At 53.5% G+C, this 20,918-nt stretch carries 21 protein-coding genes; 15 read left to right on the forward strand and 6 right to left on the reverse strand.

The genetic code is table 11. From position 1 onward, the window contains the following. The first annotated feature begins 44 nt into the window (after positions 1 to 44). A complete protein-coding gene (locus M2371_RS12620) occupies positions 45 to 1,586 on the forward strand; it encodes an MFS transporter (protein ID WP_172893220.1) in 1,542 nt (513 codons plus the stop codon). A 10-nt stretch (positions 1,587 to 1,596) separates the two neighbouring features. Beyond that, a complete protein-coding gene (locus tag M2371_RS12625) occupies positions 1,597 to 2,673 on the forward strand; it encodes a glycoside hydrolase family 5 protein (protein WP_259267871.1) in 1,077 nt (358 codons plus the stop codon). Here M2371_RS12625 and M2371_RS12630 read toward each other — a convergent pair. Beyond that, on the reverse strand, positions 2,668 to 3,678 hold the full coding sequence (locus tag M2371_RS12630; RefSeq protein ID WP_259267872.1) for a LacI family DNA-binding transcriptional regulator: 1,011 nt from the start codon (positions 3,676 to 3,678) through the stop codon (positions 2,668 to 2,670). The genes M2371_RS12625 and M2371_RS12630 overlap by 6 nt on opposite strands. 198 nt (positions 3,679 to 3,876) lie before the next feature. On the opposite strand from M2371_RS12630, the gene M2371_RS12635 reads away from it, so the two are divergent. Genes M2371_RS12635 through M2371_RS12655 form a run of 5 tightly spaced genes read left to right on the forward strand, consistent with a single transcriptional unit; the run spans position 3,877 to position 8,184 of the window. Next, entirely contained in the window at positions 3,877 to 5,625 is a 1,749-nt protein-coding gene (locus M2371_RS12635; protein WP_259267873.1) for a class I mannose-6-phosphate isomerase, read from the forward strand. A 2-nt stretch (positions 5,626 to 5,627) separates the two neighbouring features. After that, on the forward strand, positions 5,628 to 6,056 hold the full coding sequence (locus M2371_RS12640) for a PTS sugar transporter subunit IIA (protein ID WP_172893216.1): 429 nt from the start codon (positions 5,628 to 5,630) through the stop codon (positions 6,054 to 6,056). Positions 6,057 to 6,065: 9 nt separating this feature from the next. Next, positions 6,066 to 6,560 carry a PTS sugar transporter subunit IIB gene (locus M2371_RS12645; protein WP_259267874.1) on the forward strand — a complete coding sequence of 165 codons (495 nt, stop codon included), beginning with the start codon at positions 6,066 to 6,068 and terminating at the stop codon, positions 6,558 to 6,560. An 11-nt stretch (positions 6,561 to 6,571) separates the two neighbouring features. Next, the gene (locus M2371_RS12650; RefSeq protein WP_034498512.1) at positions 6,572 to 7,369 is read left to right on the forward strand and encodes a PTS sugar transporter subunit IIC; all 798 of its coding nucleotides are present in this window, start codon (positions 6,572 to 6,574) and stop codon (positions 7,367 to 7,369) included. After that, positions 7,369 to 8,184 carry a PTS system mannose/fructose/sorbose family transporter subunit IID gene (locus M2371_RS12655; RefSeq protein WP_034459364.1) on the forward strand — a complete coding sequence of 272 codons (816 nt, stop codon included), beginning with the start codon at positions 7,369 to 7,371 and terminating at the stop codon, positions 8,182 to 8,184. Before M2371_RS12650 ends, M2371_RS12655 begins: the two co-directional genes overlap by 1 nt. A gap of 94 nt (positions 8,185 to 8,278) precedes the next feature. On the opposite strand, the gene M2371_RS12660 is transcribed toward M2371_RS12655, so the two are convergent. The 3 genes from M2371_RS12660 to rihC all read right to left on the reverse strand — a co-directional run bounded on the left by M2371_RS12660 (position 8,279) and on the right by rihC (position 10,638). Continuing rightward, positions 8,279 to 9,061 carry a glucose-6-phosphate isomerase family protein gene (locus M2371_RS12660; protein WP_034498515.1) on the reverse strand — a complete coding sequence of 261 codons (783 nt, stop codon included), beginning with the start codon at positions 9,059 to 9,061 and terminating at the stop codon, positions 8,279 to 8,281. Further along, a complete protein-coding gene (locus M2371_RS12665; RefSeq protein ID WP_259267875.1) occupies positions 9,054 to 9,617 on the reverse strand; it encodes a glucose-6-phosphate isomerase family protein in 564 nt (187 codons plus the stop codon). The genes M2371_RS12660 and M2371_RS12665 overlap by 8 nt, the downstream gene beginning before the upstream one ends. A gap of 103 nt (positions 9,618 to 9,720) precedes the next feature. Continuing rightward, positions 9,721 to 10,638: a ribonucleoside hydrolase RihC gene (rihC, locus tag M2371_RS12670; RefSeq protein ID WP_172893212.1), complete on the reverse strand. Its 918-nt coding sequence runs from the start codon at positions 10,636 to 10,638 to the stop codon at positions 9,721 to 9,723. 100 nt (positions 10,639 to 10,738) lie between these two features. On the opposite strand from rihC, the gene M2371_RS12675 reads away from it, so the two are divergent. From M2371_RS12675 to M2371_RS12710, 8 genes are all read left to right on the forward strand, one after another. After that, positions 10,739 to 11,470 carry a FadR/GntR family transcriptional regulator gene (locus M2371_RS12675; protein WP_259267876.1) on the forward strand — a complete coding sequence of 244 codons (732 nt, stop codon included), beginning with the start codon at positions 10,739 to 10,741 and terminating at the stop codon, positions 11,468 to 11,470. A 97-nt stretch (positions 11,471 to 11,567) separates the two neighbouring features. After that, positions 11,568 to 12,470, forward strand: coding sequence for a 2-dehydro-3-deoxygalactonokinase (locus M2371_RS12680; protein ID WP_259267877.1), 903 nt, complete (start codon positions 11,568 to 11,570; stop codon positions 12,468 to 12,470). Beyond that, positions 12,467 to 13,123 (forward strand): 2-dehydro-3-deoxy-6-phosphogalactonate aldolase, encoded by a 657-nt coding sequence (locus M2371_RS12685; protein WP_259267878.1) that lies wholly within the window; start codon positions 12,467 to 12,469, stop codon positions 13,121 to 13,123. Before M2371_RS12680 ends, M2371_RS12685 begins: the two co-directional genes overlap by 4 nt. Positions 13,124 to 13,190: 67 nt before the next feature. Beyond that, complete coding sequence (locus M2371_RS12690; protein ID WP_259267879.1) at positions 13,191 to 14,606, forward strand: sugar porter family MFS transporter; 1,416 nt, start codon at positions 13,191 to 13,193, stop codon at positions 14,604 to 14,606. 30 nt (positions 14,607 to 14,636) lie between these two features. Then, entirely contained in the window at positions 14,637 to 16,037 is a 1,401-nt protein-coding gene (locus tag M2371_RS12695; RefSeq protein ID WP_259267880.1) for an MFS transporter, read from the forward strand. Between the two features lie 21 nt (positions 16,038 to 16,058). Further along, positions 16,059 to 17,765 (forward strand): dihydroxy-acid dehydratase, encoded by a 1,707-nt coding sequence (gene ilvD / locus M2371_RS12700; RefSeq protein ID WP_259267881.1) that lies wholly within the window; start codon positions 16,059 to 16,061, stop codon positions 17,763 to 17,765. Then, positions 17,765 to 18,667: a dihydrodipicolinate synthase family protein gene (locus M2371_RS12705; protein ID WP_259267882.1), complete on the forward strand. Its 903-nt coding sequence runs from the start codon at positions 17,765 to 17,767 to the stop codon at positions 18,665 to 18,667. Before ilvD ends, M2371_RS12705 begins: the two co-directional genes overlap by 1 nt. Continuing rightward, a complete protein-coding gene (locus M2371_RS12710; RefSeq protein ID WP_259267883.1) occupies positions 18,664 to 19,446 on the forward strand; it encodes an SDR family NAD(P)-dependent oxidoreductase in 783 nt (260 codons plus the stop codon). The genes M2371_RS12705 and M2371_RS12710 overlap by 4 nt, the downstream gene beginning before the upstream one ends. Positions 19,447 to 19,516: 70 nt before the next feature. Here M2371_RS12710 and ispH read toward each other — a convergent pair whose 3' ends face one another. After that, positions 19,517 to 20,464 carry a 4-hydroxy-3-methylbut-2-enyl diphosphate reductase gene (ispH, locus tag M2371_RS12715; protein ID WP_172893203.1) on the reverse strand — a complete coding sequence of 316 codons (948 nt, stop codon included), beginning with the start codon at positions 20,462 to 20,464 and terminating at the stop codon, positions 19,517 to 19,519. Continuing rightward, the gene (gene fkpB, locus M2371_RS12720) at positions 20,445 to 20,915 is read right to left on the reverse strand and encodes an FKBP-type peptidyl-prolyl cis-trans isomerase (protein ID WP_259267884.1); all 471 of its coding nucleotides are present in this window, start codon (positions 20,913 to 20,915) and stop codon (positions 20,445 to 20,447) included. The genes ispH and fkpB overlap by 20 nt, the downstream gene beginning before the upstream one ends. Positions 20,916 to 20,918: the final 3 nt, after the last annotated feature.

A 20,918-nucleotide genomic window follows, 5' to 3' on the forward strand; every position in this document is an offset into this window, starting at 1 on the left:
AATAACGATTTCCTTTTCACCCTACACAGAAATGGAATAATAATATGAAACCTACAGAACGCAGAGTTGGCTATGGAACAGCCATAGGATATGGTGTTACCGATTTATTTGGTGGCGGGGCTTTTGCTATTATTGGTACCTGGCTTTTATTTTTCTATACCACTTATTGTGGATTGTCGGTATTAGAAGCCGGTTCGATATTTGCTATTGCCCGCGTGATAGACGCGGTATTAAGTCCAATTATGGGTTACATCACCGATAACTTCGCTAATACCTGGCTGGGTAAACGCTTTGGTCGCCGCCGCTTCTTTTTATTACTCAGCGCCCCACTGATGTTTTTGTACGCCCTGCTTTGGGTGACGGATATGGGCTACTGGTATTATCTCGGCACTTATCTCTCCATCGAGCTGCTCTCCGCAATGGTGCTGGTGCCGTGGGAAACGCTGGCGGCAGAGATGACCAACCGCTACACCGAACGCGCCCGTTTATCAGGAGTGCGTATGATCTGCTCACAGCTTGGCGGTTTTCTGGCGGTGTCTGTGCCAGGTGTAATCATGCAGTTCACCGGCAAAGATAACTCGATGACATACACTTATACGGGCCTGCTTTTCTCAGCGATTTTTTGCCTCGCGGTATTTACCACCTGGATGTGCACCTGGGAAGCGAAAGATGTGCGCGAAGAGTTTGAACCCGAACCCGAGGGAGCAAATAGCGGTAATCTTTGGCACCATTTAAAAAGCCTGGTGTTAGATTTACTCTCTTCATTTAAGATCCGCATGTTCCGCCAGCATATTATTATTTATATTGCTTCGTTTACCGCAATGGACGTTTTCGGCTCAGTATTTACTTATTATGTGGTTTACGGATTACATCAGGATGCCGCCGCCGTTTCAGGTTATTTAAGCGTGGCCGCATTTGTTTCTGTTCCGGGAACATTTGTCTTTATGCTGTTACTCAGCAAATTGAACTTCACGCCTTCCGGCGCACTGCGTTTATCTTATAGTTGTATTTTTGCTGTATTAGCCTTCCTGTTTTATGCCTATATCAATAACATCAATGTATCAGTGATCTTGTTCTCCGCTGTGTTTGTCATTTTGGGTATTTCACGTGCGGGTCTTTATTTTATCCCCTGGAATATTTACAGCTTTATTCCTGACGTCGATGAAATCGTGACCAAAAAACGCCGCGAAGGCATCTTTGCCGGTGTGATGGTCTTAACCCGGAAAAGTACCGTGGCGCTGGCCATCATGCTGATTGGTGTGGTGCTGGAAGAAAGCGGTTTTGTTAAAGGCCAGGGCGAGCAGCCTATCGAAGCGTTACACGCGATTGTCGGGCTAATGGTCTTTGCCACCACAGCGTTGCTGGCGATCAGTTTCTGGATGACCTTTAAATTCAAACTCACCCGTGAATCCCATAAAACGCTGATTAAAGAAGTCGCCCGTCTCAAGCTGGGCGGAAACCTCGCAGACTGCGATATGGAAACCCGTAAAGTCATCAAAGACCTGACCGGCTATGAATACGACAAAGTCTGGGGCAACACGCCAGGGCGTAAATCGGTATCCAGCTTAACGCCGGAATCACCGTAGGAGCCACGTCATGCGAACACAATGGAGCAAACAACAGGCCGCTCAGTGGCACAAAAATCAGGGTTGGATTTGCGGGTTTAATTACCTGCCCCGCAGCGCCGTAAACTGGACAGAGCTATGGCAGCGCGAAACCTTTGATCCCGAAACCATCGATCAGGAACTCGGTTGGGCGCAGGAGATCGGCTATAACCAACTGCGCATCAACCTGCCGTTTATCGTCTGGCAGCACGATCGCGATGGATTGCTGATGCGTATCGAGAGCTTCCTGCGTATCGCCGAAAGCCATCAAATAAAAGTTATGCTGACGCTGATGGACGACTGTGGTTTTTCCGGAGATGAGCCATTTTTAGGGCCTCAAAAAGCACCCGAACCCGGCAAACACAACAGCCAGGCGGCGGCGAGTCCTGGGCGTGAAACGGTATGTAACCGCGAGATGTGGCCGCAGCTTGAACGCTATGTGCGCGACATTGTGCGCCATTTCAAAGACGATTCACGCATCGCCATCTGGGATTTGTACAACGAGCCAGGCAACCGCGGCACGTTTGCCAGCGGGCTTGAGGAAATTCAGTTCGATGAAAAGCTGGAGCATTTTGCGCTGGAGCTGCTGCCACAGATTTTCGCCTGGGCGCGTGACGAAGATCCCCGGCAACCACTGACCGTAGGTGCCTGGCACATTTCGCAAGATCCCAACGAACCGCAAGCGGAGTTTTTTGCCCATCCGATCGATAAGGCAGCAGCCGATCTTTCGGATGTGATCAGCTTCCACGCCTACCTTGCCACACCGAAAATGCTCCAGGTATTGCGCTACTGGCAAACATTCGAGCGTCCGCTGTTATGCACAGAATGGCTGGCGCGGCATGTCGGCTGCGTGATGGAGGAACAACTGCCGCTATTTGCCGCCCTGAATGTCGGCTGTTTCCAGTGGGGGCTGGTACGCGGCAAAACGCAAACCACCCTCCCCTGGCCGTCAGTGCGCAAATGTGGCGTGGATTACGCGCACCTCTGGTTCCACGATGTGCTGGATGAATATGGCATTCCCTTCCGCCACAGTGAAATGGAGCTGGTCAGACGCTTAACCCATTCATAGCCCAAACCCGCAAGACTCCCGCACCACCAATGTAGGCGGGAGAATAATGCGTTTTGGCGGCTCATCGTTGCCCTGAATGCGGCTAAATAACAACTCCCCGGCTTTACGGCCAATCTCTTTGGCCGCCACCGAAACGGTGGTCAACGCAGGCTGAACCAAAGACGCCTCGGTAATATCGTCAAACCCCACCAGCGCAAAATCAACACCTGGCTGGCGGCCCATTTTGCGCAGCGTCTGCATCACGCCCAGCGCCACGATATCCTGATAACAGACCACCGCCGTGATTTCCGGGTATTGCCGGAACAGCTCCTCGGCCACACGTGCGCCGTCACTTTGGCTGGCAAGAGAAGAGACCACCCATTCGCTTTTCGGCTGAATACGATGCTCAAGCAATTTGCTGCTGTAGCCGCCAATACGTTGCGCGCGGCTGATGGAATTTTCACTCCCACCAATAAACGCAATATGACGATGCCCCAGACGCAGCAGATGTTGTGTTGCCAGTTGGGTGCCAAGGAAGTTATCGGTGCCGACAAAATCGAAGTCCACGTCGTCCATCGGGCGCACCACCATAATCGCCGGAATGTTGCGCCGCTTCAGCGTTTCAAAAAACAGCGGCGGCGTTTCTCGTGCCGCGCACAACACCATGCCGCAGGCGTTATTGCGCATCAGAGAATCGACAAACTTTTGCTGCCGCTCGCCGGATTCTTCGCTGTTTGCCAGAAAAAGCAGCAGATCGTGGCGCTCCATCTCCTGGCTCAGCCCGGCGGTCATTTCACCGTAAAACGGGTTGGTGATGTCGTGCAGCAACAACCCAACCTGATTGCTGGTGCGATTGCGCAAATTGGCCGCCGTTTGGTTATACACATAACCCAAATCATCCAGCGCTTTGAGCACACGTTGGCGAGTGGCGTCAGAAATACGGCCCCGATTTCGCAACACCATTGAAACAGTAGCGGTTGAAACTTCGGCCTGTTTCGCGACCTGGGCAAGGGTGACAGTGCTCATTAGCACTCCTCAAAATTAAGCAATTCCACACAGATTAATCGAATAACCAAAAAAATGCATATCTCCATGTGAATGCCGTCACAGATAACTCAACTTTAAGCAACACCTTATTAAAAATGGCGGGTTAATCGCGTTTACCACGCTGTTCAAAATGGGTTAATCGATTAATCTTAGTTCATCAGAAACAGGGAGAAGATTATGCATCCGGCATCATACGATAAGTATCCCGAAGTCCGCGTTTCGGGGTTTGAGCATCAGGCATGGCAAGGATGGTCCGCCATTAAACAAGCCGTGAGCGAACGGCTTTCCGCTTCGGGCAAAACGGTGCTGGTGATTGACTGTTATCCCGGCGTTCAACTCGACGAACTGCGCACGCAGCTCATTGAACAACTTAACCCGCAACACATTATCAACGCTGAATCCGCGCGTCTGAGTGAACAGCATCTGCATGATTTGCTGGCCCGCAATTTGACGGACGACCGGGTATTCGGCGTGCTTTCCTGCCACGAACTCAGCGAGTTTTTCTGCCCGGAAAAACTAGCGCAAGTACGGCATGAAGCCGCAGAAACGACGTCTGGCCTGGTAGTGATCTACGGCCCAGGTGCTGCCTTAGTTCATCCGGGTGATGTGTTGATTTATGCCGATCTCGCCCGCTGGGAAATTCAGCAGCGTTTTCGCCGTGGAGAATTGGGCAACTGGGGGGCAGATAACGTTAATGAAGATATTCTGCGCCGCTACAAACGTGCCTTTTTCATTGAATGGCGCGTGTTCGACCGCCATAAAACCCCGCTGCTCAAGCGCGCGGATTTCCTGCTCGACACCAATAATACGCAACAACCGGCGATGGTGAGCGGAGATGCGCTGCGTCATGGCCTACAACAAACCACGCAGCAACCGTTCCGCGTGGTGCCATTCTTCGACCCCGGCGTCTGGGGCGGGCAATGGATGAAAGAAAAATTCGATCTCGATCCCTCAAAGCCAAATTACGCATGGTGTTTTGACTGTGTGCCCGAGGAGAACAGCCTGTTACTGCGTTTTGGTGATGTGCGGATCGAGATCCCCTCTCAGGATCTGGTGTTGCTCTACCCCCGTCCGCTGCTTGGCGAGCGCGTCCATGCCCGATTTGGCGCAGAGTTCCCGATCCGTTTCGACTTCCTCGATACCATCGGCGGGCAGAATTTGAGTTTCCAGGTTCACCCGATTACCGAGTACATCCAGCAGCATTTCGGGATGCATTACACCCAGGATGAGAGCTATTACCTGCTGGAAACCGAGCCGGGCGCAGAAGTTTATCTCGGCACCAAAACGGGGATCGACCCGCAGGAAATGCTCGACGATTTGGCCCGCGCTCAGCGTGGCGAAAAAGCGTTTGATGACGAGAAATTCGTTAACCGCTTCCCGGCGCGCAAACACGATCACTTCCTGATCCCGGCAGGTACTGTGCACTGTTCAGGATCGGGCGCGATGGTGCTGGAAATCAGCGCTACGCCGTATATTTTCACCTTCAAATTATGGGACTGGGGACGCCTCGGGCTGGACGGTCTGCCGCGCCCGGTGCATCTGGATCACGGTGCACAAGTCATTGACTGGCAACGCGATACCCAATGGGTAAACGAGCACCTGGTTAACCATTTTGAACCGATTGCCGAAGGCGATGGCTGGCGCGAGGAGCGCACCGGCCTGCATGAACGCGAGTTTATTGAAACGCGTCGCCACTGGTTTACGCAGCCCGTCACACACCACACGCACGGCGGCGTTAACGTTTTGAATCTGGTGGAAGGCGACGAGGCGCTGGTTGAAAGCCCGAGCAGCGCGTTCGAGCCGTTTGTGGTGCATTACGCCGAAACCTTCATCATTCCTGCTGCCGTAGGGGAATACCGAATTTCACCGTATGGTCGGGGTGCCAGTCAGCAACTCGCCACCATGAAAGCCTGGGTAAGAGGTTAATTATGATCAACGTCATTCTGGCAACACACGGCACGCTGGCGGAAGCGCTGCTGGCAAGTTCACGCATGGTCTACGGCGAATTGCCGCATGTATTCCCGGTCATGCTCACGGAAAACAAAGGCATTAATAGCTTTGGCGATGAGTTTGCGGCGGTGTTGAAACAGGCTAGCAAAGATGCTGATGGCGTCGTGGTGCTGTGCGATCTGCAAAGCGGCACGCCGTGGAATATCGCCTGCCACTACGCCTTTAACCCTGATACGCAACCGCCCGTCACTGTACTCGCTGGCGTCAACTTCCCCATGTTGCTGCTAAGCGATGAGATAAAAGATCTCGCGGATATCGAACAGGCCACCGCACAACTGCTTGCCAACACCCAGGACACGCTGGTGCAGGCGACGCTTGCTGAAACTATGCAGTCAGATGATTTTTAAGGGGCAACGATGAGCATTTCATTTGTACGAATCGACGATCGCGTGATCCACGGCCAGCTCGTCACCCGCTGGGCAAAAGAGCTGCCGTGCGATGGGATAATTGCCATCGACGATGCCGTCGCCGCCGATCCTTTGCTTTCATCAGTCATGAAAGGGGCGGTTCAGGACATTAAAGTCTGGCTGTTTGACACCGCCACGGCCATCGAAAAACTGCCAAAAATCATCGCCAGCGAGAAGCATTACTTCGTGATTGGCAAATCACCCGTCACGTTAAAACGCATCGAAGAAGCAGGTATCAGCCTGCAAAACAGCAATAAAAAAATCAACGTCGGCCCGATGAGCGCTCGCGCCACAACCACCACCATTGGCCCTAATCAATCTGTGAATCCGGAAGAGAGTGCTGCGTTCGACTACCTGACGTTGCGCGGGCATCAGATTGAATTTCGTCTGGTGCCCGATGCCAGCAGTTATAGCTGGCAGGACGCTCGCCAAAAACTCAAATAAAGGAGTGCAATATGGCTTTTGAAGCGGCTTTGATCGGCATTCTCTGTTACCTCGGTGCGTTAAGTAGCCCATGGCTGCTGGGGCTAACCGGCGGCTGGTATTTGATTACCCGCCCATTGGTTTCAGGGATGCTGGTAGGTTTCATTCTCGGCGATGTGCAGACCGGGATTATCATCGGCGTGGCGGTACAGGCCGTGTATATCGCGATGGTAACCCCCGGTGGCTCGATGCCTGCGGATCTCAACTTTGTAGCTTTCCCGGCTATCGCGCTGGGTATTCTTTCCAACAAAGGCCCGGAAGTGGCCGTGGCGCTGGCGGCCACTATCGGTATTGCAGGCACCGTGTTGTTTAACGCCATGATGGTGCTCAATTCCTGGTGGAACCACCGCGCAGACCTGGCGCTGGAAAAAGGCGACGAGCGTGGCGTGTATCTCAACAGCGCTATCTGGCCGCAGGCGACCAACTTCCTGATGCGTTTTATTCCGACGTTTATCGCGGTCTATTTCGGCGCGCAGTACATCAACGCCTTTATGGACAGCCTGCCGCACATCGTACTTTCGACGATGAACGTGCTCGGCGGCATTCTGCCAGCGGTGGGTATCGCGATTCTGCTTAAACAAATCATTAAGAATTACAGCATGTTGATTTACTTCCTGGTGGGGTTTATCTGCATCGTTTTCCTGAAACTGAACATGGTGGCGCTGGTCATCGTCGGCGCATTGCTGGCCCTGATTCACTACAACTACAAACCTGAGCCGCAGGCTGAACGTGCAGCCTCCACGCCCGCTGATGATGAGGATGAATTCTGATGGAAGAACGTAAACTCACTCGCCAGGATCTGCGCCGCTGCTGGCGCAGTTGGATGATGTACAACCTTTCGTCCATGAGCTTTGAGCGTCTTGAATCATTCGGCTTTTGTTTGAGTATGTTGCCGGTGGCGAAAAAGCTGTATCCCGATGACGAACAGCGCAAAGAGATGCTTAAACGCCACGCCTCGTTCTATAACACCGAGCCGCAACTAGGCGCGATTGTGAACGGCATGGTGCTGGGGCTGGAAGAGAAACGCGCCAACGGCGAACCGATTGACGGCGAAACCATCAACACCCTGAAAGTCGGCCTGATGGGGCCAGTGGCAGGGATTGGCGATTCGATGATTCCGGGCATGCTGATCCCAATTTTGCTCAGTATCGGCATGGCGCTGGCGGCAGGCGGGAATATCCTCGGGCCACTGTTTTACTGCGTGGCGTGGCTGGCGATTATCATTCCCGGCTCGTGGTTCCTGTTCCTGAAAGGCTACCGCATGGGGTCGACGTCCGTTGAGATGCTGGTGAGCAGTAAATCGACGCGCCTGCGTGAAGCGCTATCGTTATTAGGCGTGTTCGTGATGGGCGGCGTGGCGGCAAGCTACGTGAAGCTAGGCACCGGGCTTGAATTTGTCACCAAAGATGGCGTGAATATTCATGTGCAGCAGATGCTGGACGGAATTTTCCCTAATCTGCTGCCATTGTTGGTGGTGATTGGCACCTGGTATTTAATGGCGAAACGCGGCGTATCACCGGTGAAAGCGATGCTGTTGCTACTGGTGCTGGCGGCAGTTGGCGTGGCGGTGGGGTTATTTTCTTAGTTGTATGCCCTCACCCCGCCCCTCTCCCCCAGGAGAGGGAGAAAATCGAGTTAATTCCCTCTCCCTCAGGGAGAGGGCCAGGGTGAGGGTTGTTTTAAGGATGAAACCCCACCCACTTCTGCCCGACTATCCCTGGCTTCGAAATAAACTGAAACCGCGCGGGATCATCAATAAACTGCTGATACAACGGCTCCTCGGTTATCCCAAACTCGGTATACTGGCGCGGTGAAGTCACCTGTAAACGCCCCGGCATGTAGCTGCGGTTGTGCTGCCAGGCAATATGCTCGTCTTGCAACAGCGGATACCATGCCAGCCCTTTGTAGGCGCGAACGGCATCATACTCAAAACCGTATTCGCGATCGCACCAGGCACCAAACGTCAGCGGTTCATCCGGCGAAGCTGAAATCGTGGCGTGCGCCCAACCCGGCGGCACCAGCACTTTCTCGCCAGGCCCGGCGCAAACCGCAAAGCAACGCCCCGGATCGTCCGCCACGTATTCCTGCATGTAGATAATCGCTTTGCCCTGCCAGATTTCATACAACTCAGGCGGCGACCAGCCGCTGTGGCTGCTGATACGGTGAATGTGGCCCTGGCTGCGAATCGGCTCGTCTCCCAGGCGGCCAGAAGCGTAAGTCACCACGCCAAATAACAGCATGCGTTTCTTCAGTTCTTCTCTGTCCTGCAAACGCGCCACATCCATCACAATCGCGTACACATCCTCCGGCCCGTTGCACGACGGATCGCGCAACGAGGCGCGGATCTGATCGAGTTTACGGATCTCCGGCACCGGGCCGATCACCTCTTCGCCGTAGCTAAAACCCATCGGCTGGTGGTGGATCTTCATATCCAGCCCAAAATTCAGGTGCTGATCAGCCATTTTGCACCTCTTTTGCCTGGATTTTGTCGTCCTGCAAAACCACTCGCAGCGCAAAGCCTTGTGCCAACGCCGCGTAATCATGCCCGGCAATGGTTGGCCAAACGGCGAGTGCAGAGAGAACTTCGGTGCCGGTGTTAATCAGGCGGTGTGCTGTAGCACCTGGAATGATATGCACTGACCCCGCCGAAACCTGCTCAAGCCGGGCTTTACCCTGCTCATCTTGCAGCAGCAACAAGCCCGTTCCGCGCAAGCCAATATACACTTCGCCTTGTTCACGCCGTTGATGGAAATGGCCACGCGTCATATAAAACTCATCGCCAACACGCCCGGGATTGAGGTGCGTGGTGCCGACAAAAAGCTCACCTTCCCCTTGCACAGATTGCAGCATTTCAACCTGATAGATTGCTGTATCAGCAGGCAGCGCAAGCCATGCGGCTTCGTCATGAAAGACGCCCACAAGATCGCCACTGTGTGTGGTTTTATTAATGATATTTTCAGCCGTGAAATGGCCGTTCTGGAATGCCACGCCCGGTGGCATGATGACAGGTATATTCATTTTGTTTCTCCGGCCCAAGGAGAACTGCTTAATCAGCATAGCAGGTTAATCGATTAACCCTATGATCAGGCCGAAGAAACTCGATCTACATCGCGTTAAATATTTAAGGTGCTAGTGCCAGAACTTCTGCAACCCATGTCTGAAAACCGGCAACATCGAGATCCAACGCCACATGGGCGTTTGGCTCGCGTTGATAGCGCCCTTCAATATCTACAACCGTAGTGCCTGCGGTAAATTCACCGTGAGTTTCGACTGCCACAAAACACGGTTGAGTCTGGAATAATTCCGGTTTTACCAGCCAGGCGATGGCGCACAGATCGTGCATGCGTAAACCCGTCGCCATGCTGCCACTGCGGTAATGGCTAAACAGCGCGTGCAACATTTTGCCGGTTTGGTTGAGTTCTGACAGCGTTGCCAGATATTCAGGACTCAGCAGCGCCTGGTTGGTGACGTCGAGGCCGCACATCACAATTTCCAGGCCACTTTCAAATACGCGCGCACCCGCCTCAGGATCGATAGCGATATTAAACTCGGCATTTGGCGTGAAGTTGCCGCGCCCTGCCGATCCGCCCATGATCACCAGGCGTTTGATCTTCGCTTTACAGCCTGGATATTGGGTGAGCAGCAGCGCAATATTTGTAAGCGGGCCGATCGCCACCAGCGTGACGGGTTCAGGGCTGGCGTTTAAACAATCATAAATCGCCTGAAAAGCGGGTTTATCCAGCGGCTGACGGTGATGCTCCACAAACGCATAACCTTCCATGCCGGACTCGCCGTGCACATAAGCCGCATCGCGCAATTTACGCACCAGTGGAGTGGCTGCCCCCTGCGCGACCGGAATATCCTTCTGCCAAAAGTGCATCAATTGCAATGCATTGCGGGTGGTTTTCTCGACGCTGACATTCCCGGCGACCGTCGTCAGCAACTTTAAATCAAGCTGCGGGGCAAAGAGTGCGGCGGCAATGGCTACGGCATCGTCAATGCCCGGATCGGTGTCGAGAATAATGGGAGTTCTGCTCATACGTTGCTCTCTTATCTTTTAAGTACATACGGTGCGAATACGGCGCGATTAGCTTACTATGTAGCTCATTTCCATGTTCAGACTCGACCGAGAAAGTGTAATGAAAGTCCCACAGACAACTATTTCAGAATCTGTCACCCAGCATCTTGCACGCCGGATTATGCATGGCGATCTCGCGCCGGGGCTTTCTTTACCAGGTGAAAATGAGCTGGCCGTGGAATATGAAGTTTCCCGCACCTCAGTGCGCAACGCCCTGCAAGTGCTTGCAGCAAAAGGGCTTATCTCGATTCAGGCCAAAAAACGCAGCACCGTGAATAGCCGCGAGCAGTGGAGTCTGCTGGATATTGACGTGCTCGGCTGGCTGGCTGAAGGTGAACTCGACCTGAAACTGGTTGAGCAACTGATTGTAACGCGCCTGATTTTCGAGCCAAACGTTGCAACGCTTGCGGCGCTAAACGCTAACGGACACGATCTGGCGGCGCTGGAGGATGCGTTACAGTTAATGCGCAAAGGCCAGCTCGAGGCGCAGCGCTCCCTGTTTGAAGAAGGCGACATGGCCTTTCACCATGCTTTGCTACGTGCCACGCATAATCCCTTTCTTTTAGCCCTTGGCAACGCACTTTCTGCGGCCATGGCGCTGTCGTTTAAACAAACCCTCGAAAAAGACGTTCGTCAAACCAAAGCCGCCGTCGATGAACACTACCAGTTATTCGATGCGATTCGCCTGAAACAGGTCGATAACGCCCGCCTTAAAATGCGCGATATTCTGCTCAATGCTGCCAAAAAACGTATCTGGCAGGATCGTCCGGAAATGTTCGACCATATTATTTGATCCTCATCTGACGTAATTTCGATCTCCCTCACACACTGTGGGTGTTTTTTGCTCTAGCATTCTTGTATTACAAGATTATACGGTTTGTATTACTTGAATGAAAACTCACTGGATTGCCATCGATTGGGGAACGACCAACTTCCGTGCATTTTTGATGCAGGGTTCAAAGCCAGTTTCCAGAATTAGCCAGCCTTGCGGGTTGTTATCCGTCGAGAAGGATCAATTTGCGCCGACGCTGCAAGCCTTGCTGCAAACGTGGTTAGAAGAGTACGGCAACCTGCCGATTGTGATGGCGGGAATGGTCGGTTCGCAGCAAGGCTGGCATGAAGTGCCTTATACGCCGCTCCCCTGTATGGCGAAAAATCTGGCTGCCCGCACGCTGGCTTTCACCACTCCCTGGGGCAGCCCGGCGTGGATTATTCCCGGTGCTAACGGCAACAGTCCGTTCTCTCAACCCGACGTGATGCGCGGCGAGGAAGTGCAATTATTAGGCCTGGCATCGCTGCACCCCGCCCGCCAGCACACCGCATTGTTGCCTGGTACGCACAGCAAACATGCGCTGATGGTGAACGGTGAAATCACCTCGTTCGCCACGTTTATGACGGGCGAAATATTCTCGCTCCTCAGCCAGCATTCCATTCTTGGGCGGGCGCTGCCTGATCAGCAGGAAGATACAGACGCTTTCTTATTGGGCGTGAAAACCGCTCAGCAAGGTGCGCCATTCACCCACTTAATCTTCTCAGCCCGCACCCGCCGCCTGGCCGGTGAAATTGCTGAAACGAGCGTTCACAGTTATTTGTCCGGCTTAGCTATTGGCTACGAATTGCAGGCACTTCCCACTGGGTTGCAGGCGTGGGTGGTTGGCAGCCCGACGTTGACGGATCGCTATCAGCTTGCGGCAGGCCAGTTGGATCTCAATCTCATCGCGGCGAATGGCGATGACTGTTTTATTCACGGCCTGTGGCATCTCTTTTGCCAACTTCAAGGAACCCCATCATGAACTCAAAAAATTTCATCGCCCAATGGCAAAAAGAGCCGTTACCGCTGGTCGCTATTTTGCGCGGTATTACGCCGCAAGACGCCGTGGAAGCTGCAGAAATCCTGCTCGACTGCGGATTTCGCTACCTTGAAGTACCGCTCAATAGCCCGAAACCGCTGGAGTCAATTTCCCTGATGCGAAAAGTGGTCGCCGAACGCGGCTACGTTGGCGCAGGAACCGTGCTGACGGTTGAGCAAGTTGATGCCGTCGCCGAATGCGGCGGGCAATTGATCATCTCCCCAAATTGCTGCCCGGAGGTGATCCGCTATACCCGCAAGCTCGGGCTTATCAGCATGCCGGGGATCATGACCCCAAGCGAGGCGTTCAGCGCCATGGCAGCCGGAGCCAGCGCATTGAAACTGTTCCCAGCCGAACATATCAGCCCGGTGATAACCAAAGCCTTTCGCGCGGTGATCCCCGCAGAAGTGGCGTTACTTCCCGTTGGCGGCATTCAGCCCGATGCCGCGCAAATGCGCAGTTACATTCAGGCGGGTGCCAACGGTTTTGGCCTTGGCGGGGGGCTTTACCAGGCGGGGATGAGCATGGATTTGCTACACATGCGTGCGCAGGCTTATCAGCAAGCCTGGCGCGGATCCAGAACGGATAAAAATTAAAAACACATACAGTGGTTACCAAAAAATCAGTTCCTTTTTTAAAACTATAATTATTAAGGACTTAACCATGAACCCTACACAAACAAACCGGCAAACAATACTTGTTTGCCTTCTTGCCGCCCTCGCTGGATTGCTGTTTGGTCTGGATATGGGCGTTATCGCGGGTGCACTGCCATTTATTGCTAAAGAATTTGGTTTAAGCAGCCACCATCAGGAAATTGTGGTCAGCGTGATGATGTTTGGTGCCGCGTTTGGTGCCTTGTGTAGCGGCCCGATGTCATCCTCCCTTGGCCGTAAAAAGAGCCTGCTACTGGGTGCGGTGCTGTTTGTGATTGGCTCGATTGGCTGCGCGTTTGCACACAATGTTGAGATCCTCACGATTTCTCGTTTCATCCTGGGTCTGGCGGTCGGTGTCGCCTCTTTTACTGCCCCGCTGTATCTCTCAGAAATCGCTCCGGAACGTATTCGTGGCAGCATGATTTCGCTCTATCAGCTGATGATCACCATCGGGATTCTGGTGGCTTTCCTGTCCGACACCGCACTGAGTGAAGGTGGACACTGGCGTTGGATGTTGGGTGTGATCACCTTCCCGGCGATTGTTCTGTTTATCGGCGTGTTAACACTGCCGGAAAGCCCGCGCTGGCTGGCGATGAAAGACAGGCATGAACTGGCAGCAAAAGTACTGAAACTGCTGCGTAATTCCGACAAAGAAGCACAGAACGAACTCAATCAGATCCGCGACAGCCTGAAGATGAAACAGCGCGGATGGCAGCTTTTCCGCCATAACTCGCATTTTCGCCGTTCCACCTATCTTGGCGTATTACTCCAGTTCATGCAGCAGTTCACCGGCATGACCGTCATCATGTATTACGCGCCGAAAATCTTCGAAATTGCCGGTTTCTCTACCACGCGTGAACAAATGTGGGGAACGGTGATTGCCGGGTTAACGAACGTGCTGGCGACCTTTATCGCTATCGCCCTGGTGGATCGTTGGGGGCGCAAACCTATCCTGAAATTAGGTTTCTCCGGCATGGCCATCTGCATGGGTATTCTCGGTTATATGTTCCATAGCGGGATATCAAACCCGACGGAGCAGTACGCCGCCGTTATCGTCCTGCTTATTTTCATTGTTGGTTTTGCCATGAGTGCAGGCCCGCTGATTTGGGTGCTGTGCTCCGAAATTCAGCCGCTGGCTGGGCGCGATTTTGGTGTGACCTGTTCAACAATGGCGAACTGGATTGCCAATATGATCATTGGCGCGACCTTCCTGACACTCATCGACACCATCGGCAGTCCGAATACGTTCTGGCTTTACGGCGTAATGAACATCGTCTGCATCGTGTTGACGATCTTCTTTGTGCCTGAAACCAAAAATATTTCCCTCGAAAACATTGAACGTAATCTGATGCGTGGCGAACCGCTGCGTCTTATCGGTCAGCAACTTTTCAAGGCAACACGCCCGGGTACCGCCGCGGCGAAATAACAATAAATCTCACCTCTGGAGCAGACAAAAATGCAGAAAACTCTGGGCAACAATCCCACCGCTGCGGTGGAAGAATCAAAGGTCTACAGCAAGATCACGCGACGCCTGATCCCGTTTTTGATCTTGTGTTATTTCTTCGCTTATCTGGATCGCGTTAACGTCGGTTTCGCCAAATTACACATGCAGGATGCGCTGAGCTTTAGCGACACTGTTTATGGGCTAGGGGCGGGCATCTTCTTTATCGGCTACTTCCTGTTTGAGATGCCGAGCAATCTGCTAATGCAACGCTTCGGGCCACGCTTCTGGATTGCGCGCATTATGGCAACCTGGGCGGTGCTTTCGGCTGGCATGATGTTTGTCACCACACCGACGCAATTTTACGTGGTGCGTTTTTTACTCGGCGTGGCGGAAGCCGGTTTCTTCCCTGGCATCGTGTTCTATCTCACGCTGTGGTTCCCGTCGTGGCGCTCCGCTCGCACACTGGGTCTGTTTATTCTGGTGACGCCGCTTTCGACCATTATCGGCAGCCCGCTTTCCGGCCTGATCCTTAAGCTTTTTGAAGGCGTTGGCAGCCTGCATAACTGGCAGTGGCTATTCCTGGTTGAAGCGATTCCCTCTTTCCTGCTCGCTTTTGTGGTGCTGCGTTATCTCGATAACGATGTGAAATCGGCCAAATGGTTAACTGATGCCGAAAAACAGGTGGTCATTAGCGACCTGGCAAAAGACGCAGCCAACCGTGAGCGTGCCAATAAAGGCAAAGTAGACTCCAGCCTGAAAGGGATGTTGAAAAACGGCTATGTCTGGCTACTGGCAGTCGTGTTCTTTAGCTTCAACATCGGCTACTACGGCATCAACTTCTGGCTGCCGTCGATCATCAAATCCTCCGGCGTCAGTGACGATTTCCATATCGGCCTGCTGGCGGCACTGCCGTATGTCTTCGGTGCCTGTTTTATGGTGTGGAACAGTCGCCATTCTGACCTGAAACAAGAACGCCGTTGGCACATCGCCATTCCCGCCATGATCGGCTGCGTGGGCCTGGCACTGAGTGCTTATTGCAGCGGTTCCACCTTCTGGATGATGGCGTGGATTTGCGTGGCAATGTCCGGCACCCTGGCATTGATTCCAACCTATATCAGCCTGCCTGGCGCTTTGCTTTCCGGCACCGCTGCTGCCGCAGGTATCGCGTTTGTTAACTCCATCGGCAACCTGGCCGGGTTCTTTGGCCCAACGGTTCTTGGCTGGCTGAAAGACACCACCGGACGCACCGACACGGGTTTATATATTCTCGCCGCCTTCTTGTTGTTGTGCGCCCCACTCATTCTCACTTTGCCTGCCCGGCTGGCAAACCCGAAGAAAGTTATCGCTGTATCCGAACAGTCAACTGAGCGCTCTGACGCTGCTCAACATATCAACGCGACAATCGATCGCTAACGTTTAGAAGAGATAAAAACTATGAGTGGATGTGGCGGATGTGCCAGCTGTGGCACGCATTTCAACCCGATCCTCGAAGGTGATGATGGCGCACTGAAACGTGCGCTGTACAAATCAATGGGTCATACCGATGAACAACTGCGCAAACCTGTCATTGCCGTAGTGAACAGCTACACCAATGCAACGGCAGGCCATGCCAACCTCAATGAGCTGACCGCTAAAGTGCTCGAAGGCATTGATGAAGCTGGTGGTGTGGGCATGGTGTTTGGCACCATCGCACCGTGTGACGGCATTGCCGAAGGGCATTTGGGGATGCGTTATATCCTCGCCGCCCGTGAAGTGATCACCGCATCGATTGAAGTGATGATGCGCGCCCACCGTTTCGACGGCATGGTGCTGCTTGGCTCATGCGACAAAATCGTTCCGGCGATGTTAATGGCGGCTGCGCGATTAGACATCCCGGCAATTATGGTTAACGGCGGGCCGATGTACCCGGCTGAATACAAAGGTAAACACTGGGACGGCAATATCGTTACCGAAGCCATCGGCTGGAAAAAACGTGGTGAAATCAGCGAAGAAGAGTTCGCGCATATTGAAAATATCGCCGAACCTGGCCCTGGCTCCTGCACCATGTATGGCACCGCGAACACCATGTGCTGTATTGGCGAAGTGCTGGGCATGAGTTTACCGGGTAGCAGCACGCTGCCTGCCGTGTCGCAAGAGCGCCGTGATTGTGCAGTAGAAACCGGCCGCCAGGCTGTGGAGCTGGTGCTCAACGGCGTGAACGCGCGCCAAATCATTACCCGGGAGTCCATCCATAATGCGATGGTTTATCTGCTGGCAACGGGCGGCTCAACCAACGCGATCCTTCATCTTCAGGCCATTTATTACGAAGCAGAATTGGGCCACCTGCCGCTCTCCGCTTTTGATGAACTGAGCCATAAAGTCCCGTTAGTCGCGTCGCTGTATCCGGCTTCCGAGCATGACATGATCGATTTCTGGGAAGCGGGTGGCGTGCAGGCTGTAGAGGTTGAAATCAGCAAGCTGATGCATCTGGATGCGCTGACGGTAGCCGGCAAAACCAAAGCCGATCTGATTGCCGAAACAAAACCGAGTTGCCGCCCGGAAGTGATTCATACGCTGGCGATTCCTGTGCGAAATGAAGCGGGCGTTGCCGTGCTGCACGGTAATCTTTCGCCACTCGGATGCGTGGTGAAACCGGCTGCCGTACCGGAAAACCTGATGGTATTCCGTGGCCCTGCGGTGGTGTTTAACAGCGAGCTGGAATCCGTAGAAGCGATTATGTCCGGTCAAATTCAGCCGGGCAGCGTGCTGGTGCTACGCTACGAAGGGCCGAAAGGCGGGCCTGGCATGCCGGAAATGTATAAGCCGATGAAATCGCTGGAAGGCATGGGGCTTTCTGATACTTGCGCCCTGATTACCGACGGGCGTTTTTCTGGCTCCAACCGTGGTTTGTTCGTGGGTCATATTTCGCCAGAGGCGGTAGACGGCGGCGAACTGGGGCTGGTGGAAGATGGCGATGAAATCTCGATTGATATTCCTTCGCGCACCCTGACGCTGCACGTAGCCGAGGCCGAACTGGCTACGCGTCGTGAAAACTGGCAGCCGGTCGATAAAGAAGTCCCGCGCGGTTTCCTGCGTTTGTATCGCCGTTGGGCGCTACCTGCCGCCCAAGGTGCGGTGCTGGCCGACCGGGAGGAAGACTGATGACTAAGCACTATACGGCGCAACAAATCGTTGGTGTGAATCCGATTACCGCAATGCCGTTTACTGCTGGCGGCGAGATTGATGAAGTGAGTTTTGTGCGCCTGCTGGAGCATCTTTCCGCCAGCGGCGCGCAAGGCACCACGCTGTTTGGCATCGCCAGCGAATTCCCGAAATTGCATGACCAGGAACGCGATCGACTGGCGCAAATGTTTGTCAGCACTCTGGCGGGTAGCACGCTTTATCGGGCGATGTCAGTGACCGATCACAGCACCGAGCTGGCAGTCAAACGCGCGCGTTACTATGAAAGGTTGGGTGTGGATGCGCTAATGCTGCTGCCACCGTTCTTTCTCAGCCCTAATCCACAGGCGATTCAGGAGCATATTTTTGCCGTGCTGGAAGCGGTAGATATCCCGGTGATGGTGCAGTATGCGCCGGGCGAAACCGGCCTGGCGATTACGCCGGAACAACTGGCGGCTGTCGCGGCGCGATATCCGCATGCGGTGTTCAAAATCGAGTGTAACCCGCCAGTCGACTACACCCGCGATTTCCTGAGACTGGCTCCGCAGGCGAGTGTGCTCAACGGCTATGCGGGTTTGTATATGCTGCAAATGCTGGCGGCAGGCGGAAAAGGTGTGATGCCGGGCTGTTCGTTTGCCGAGGTTTATGTGCGGATTTATCAACACTGGCAACGGGGCGAAACGGCGCAGGCCGAGGCGTTGCATCAGGCTTTATTGCCGTATATCCAGCGCTGGATGACGCATTGCGAATACATCATTCAGGTTGAGAAAACGATTCTGAAACGACGGGGAATTATCGCGACTGATTATTGCCGCAAGCCTGGCTGGCCGCTTTCCTCAGACGATAGTCAGCTTATCGATCATTTCATCAGGGACTTATTATGAAGATCCAACAATCTGCTCGTGTTGTGATTGTTACCGGAACCAGTCAGGGGATCGGCCAGGCCATTGCACAGACATTTCTGGACAATGGCGACATCGTTATCGGTTGTGCGTTTTCTGCATTAGAAAAAGCACCCAATGCCCGGAAGATGCTGGCTGAATATCCCGATCGTTATTTCTATTTTTCCGTCGACGTCACCAAAACGGAATCTATTAAGCAGTTTGTTATTGATGCCGAAAAGCTGTTTGGCCGCATTGATGTCGTGATTTCTAACGCGGGCAAAAACGTATTCAAAGGCATCGACTGTGAAGAGAGTGACTGGTCGCATAACTTCGATTTGAATCTGCGATCCCACTGGTACCTGGCGAAATGCGCCCGCCCGGCGCTGCGCAAAAGCAACGGGGTGATTATTGTTATTACCTCGAATCACGCATTCTCCACCATGCCAGGATGCGCGCCATATAACATCAGCAAGCGGGCGCTATTGTCGCTGGTGCAAAGCCTGACTATCGAATGGGGACCAGAAATCCGAACCGTGGGTATCGCGCCTGGCTTTATCGATACCGATGGCAACCAGGCGTGGTTCGACTCGCATGCTGATGAAGAAATGGCACGCGAAAAAACCATCAAAAAGCACCCGGTTGGGCGTATTGGCCGTTCAGATGAAGTTGGCGATCTTTGCCTGTTTTTATCCAGCGATAAAGCCGGGTTTATTGCCGGGACAACGATTGTGATGGATGGTGGGCGCAGCGCGATTATGCAGGATGAGGAAGACGCCTGAGTTTCTGGCAAAGAAAAATGGGGAGCCTAAGCTCCCCATTTTAAACGGATGACGGTATTGCTTATGCGCCCTACACTTCTTTCACATCCAGACGCAGTTCACGCGGCACTTCGAAGATGATGTTTTCTTCGCGCCCGACCAACTCGCGGGTTTCGCTGCCGCCTAACTCACGCAGGCGAGCCAGAACGTTTTGCACCAGGATATCTGGCGCGGACGCTCCTGCCGTAACACCAACACATGCCACATCTTTAACCCAGGATTCCTGGATATCCATCGCATCATCAATCAGATATGCGGCTTTGCCCATGCGTTGTGCAAGCTCTGCCAGACGGTTGGAGTTGGACGAGTTTTTCGAGCCTACCACCAGCACCACATCCGCTTCATCAGCCAGCGCACGCACGGCTTCTTGACGGTTAGTCGTTGCGTAGCAAATGTCGTCTTTGCGTGGGCCGATGATTTTCGGGAAGCGTTTACGCAGCGCGTCAATCACGTCAGAAGTGTCATCAACGGAAAGCGTGGTTTGCGTCATAAACGAAAGTTTTCCTTCGTTTTTCACATCCAGTTTGCTGACATCTTCCGGTGATTCAACCAGGTACATGCCGCCTTTCGGGTTGCTGTACTGGCCCATGGTGCCTTCCACTTCCGGATGACCGGCGTGGCCAATCAGAATGGATTCTTCACCACGACGGCTGGCGCGAGCCACTTCCATATGCACTTTAGTCACCAACGGGCACGTCGCATCAAACACCGTTAAATCACGGCCTTTAGCTTCGTTACGCACCGCCTGGGAAACACCATGTGCGGAGAAAATCAGGATTGCGCCATCCGGCACTTCACTGATCTGCTCGATGAAAATCGCCCCACGTTCACGCAGGCTATCAACCACGTAGCGGTTATGCACCACTTCGTGACGGACATAAATCGGCGCGCCGTAAATAGCCAGCGCGTTTTCAACAATGCTGATAGCGCGGTCTACCCCGGCACAAAAGCCGCGTGGGTTAGCCAACAGGATCTGCATTCAACGCCTCCAGTACCGGGTCAATTTCCAGTACTTCGATATAAAAATGAATGGTTTGCCCGGCGAGTGGGTGGTTAAAATCAACGGTGATGGAATCGCCGTTAACTTCACGCACCACGCCTGGCATCTCGCTGCCATCCATTCCTGTGAACAGCATTATGGCACCCGGTACAGGCTCACCCGCGTCAATAAATTCACGACGCGAGAAATACTGGATCATGTCCGGGCTTGGAATACCAAACGCGGATTCAGGTGCCAGAGAGAACGCTTTTTTGTCCCCTGCTTTCAAACCGACTAGCTGGTCTTCCATGCCTGGCGACAGTGTTTCATCGCCCAGCGTGAAGAGTGCCGGCTTGCCGTTGTTGCGGGTCGACTCGGCAGTGGAGCCATCTTCGAGTTTTAACGTGAAATGCACGAAAACTCTGCTATTGGCCTGGATAGACTCAGCCATGGA

This window comes from Buttiauxella sp. BIGb0471 (assembly GCF_024807715.1).
Classification (GTDB): domain Bacteria; phylum Pseudomonadota; class Gammaproteobacteria; order Enterobacterales; family Enterobacteriaceae; genus Buttiauxella; species Buttiauxella agrestis.

Excerpts from the sequence above, each read along its gene's own strand:
- M2371_RS12620 (WP_172893220.1), top strand. The coding sequence starts at position 45 with ATGAAACCTACAGAACGCAGAGTTGGCTATGGAACAGCCATAGGATAT.
- M2371_RS12625 (WP_259267871.1), top strand. The coding sequence starts at position 1,597 with ATGCGAACACAATGGAGCAAACAACAGGCCGCTCAGTGGCACAAAAAT.
- M2371_RS12630 (WP_259267872.1), bottom strand. The coding sequence starts at position 3,678 with ATGAGCACTGTCACCCTTGCCCAGGTCGCGAAACAGGCCGAAGTTTCA.
- M2371_RS12635 (WP_259267873.1), top strand. The coding sequence starts at position 3,877 with ATGCATCCGGCATCATACGATAAGTATCCCGAAGTCCGCGTTTCGGGG.
- M2371_RS12640 (WP_172893216.1), top strand. The coding sequence starts at position 5,628 with ATGATCAACGTCATTCTGGCAACACACGGCACGCTGGCGGAAGCGCTG.
- M2371_RS12645 (WP_259267874.1), top strand. The coding sequence starts at position 6,066 with ATGAGCATTTCATTTGTACGAATCGACGATCGCGTGATCCACGGCCAG.
- M2371_RS12650 (WP_034498512.1), top strand. The coding sequence starts at position 6,572 with ATGGCTTTTGAAGCGGCTTTGATCGGCATTCTCTGTTACCTCGGTGCG.
- M2371_RS12655 (WP_034459364.1), top strand. The coding sequence starts at position 7,369 with ATGGAAGAACGTAAACTCACTCGCCAGGATCTGCGCCGCTGCTGGCGC.
- M2371_RS12660 (WP_034498515.1), bottom strand. The coding sequence starts at position 9,061 with ATGGCTGATCAGCACCTGAATTTTGGGCTGGATATGAAGATCCACCAC.
- M2371_RS12665 (WP_259267875.1), bottom strand. The coding sequence starts at position 9,617 with ATGAATATACCTGTCATCATGCCACCGGGCGTGGCATTCCAGAACGGC.
- rihC (WP_172893212.1), bottom strand. The coding sequence starts at position 10,638 with ATGAGCAGAACTCCCATTATTCTCGACACCGATCCGGGCATTGACGAT.
- M2371_RS12675 (WP_259267876.1), top strand. The coding sequence starts at position 10,739 with ATGAAAGTCCCACAGACAACTATTTCAGAATCTGTCACCCAGCATCTT.
- M2371_RS12680 (WP_259267877.1), top strand. The coding sequence starts at position 11,568 with ATGAAAACTCACTGGATTGCCATCGATTGGGGAACGACCAACTTCCGT.
- M2371_RS12685 (WP_259267878.1), top strand. The coding sequence starts at position 12,467 with ATGAACTCAAAAAATTTCATCGCCCAATGGCAAAAAGAGCCGTTACCG.
- M2371_RS12690 (WP_259267879.1), top strand. The coding sequence starts at position 13,191 with ATGAACCCTACACAAACAAACCGGCAAACAATACTTGTTTGCCTTCTT.
- M2371_RS12695 (WP_259267880.1), top strand. The coding sequence starts at position 14,637 with ATGCAGAAAACTCTGGGCAACAATCCCACCGCTGCGGTGGAAGAATCA.
- ilvD (WP_259267881.1), top strand. The coding sequence starts at position 16,059 with ATGAGTGGATGTGGCGGATGTGCCAGCTGTGGCACGCATTTCAACCCG.
- M2371_RS12705 (WP_259267882.1), top strand. The coding sequence starts at position 17,765 with ATGACTAAGCACTATACGGCGCAACAAATCGTTGGTGTGAATCCGATT.
- M2371_RS12710 (WP_259267883.1), top strand. The coding sequence starts at position 18,664 with ATGAAGATCCAACAATCTGCTCGTGTTGTGATTGTTACCGGAACCAGT.
- ispH (WP_172893203.1), bottom strand. The coding sequence starts at position 20,464 with ATGCAGATCCTGTTGGCTAACCCACGCGGCTTTTGTGCCGGGGTAGAC.
- fkpB (WP_259267884.1), bottom strand. The coding sequence starts at position 20,915 with ATGGCTGAGTCTATCCAGGCCAATAGCAGAGTTTTCGTGCATTTCACG.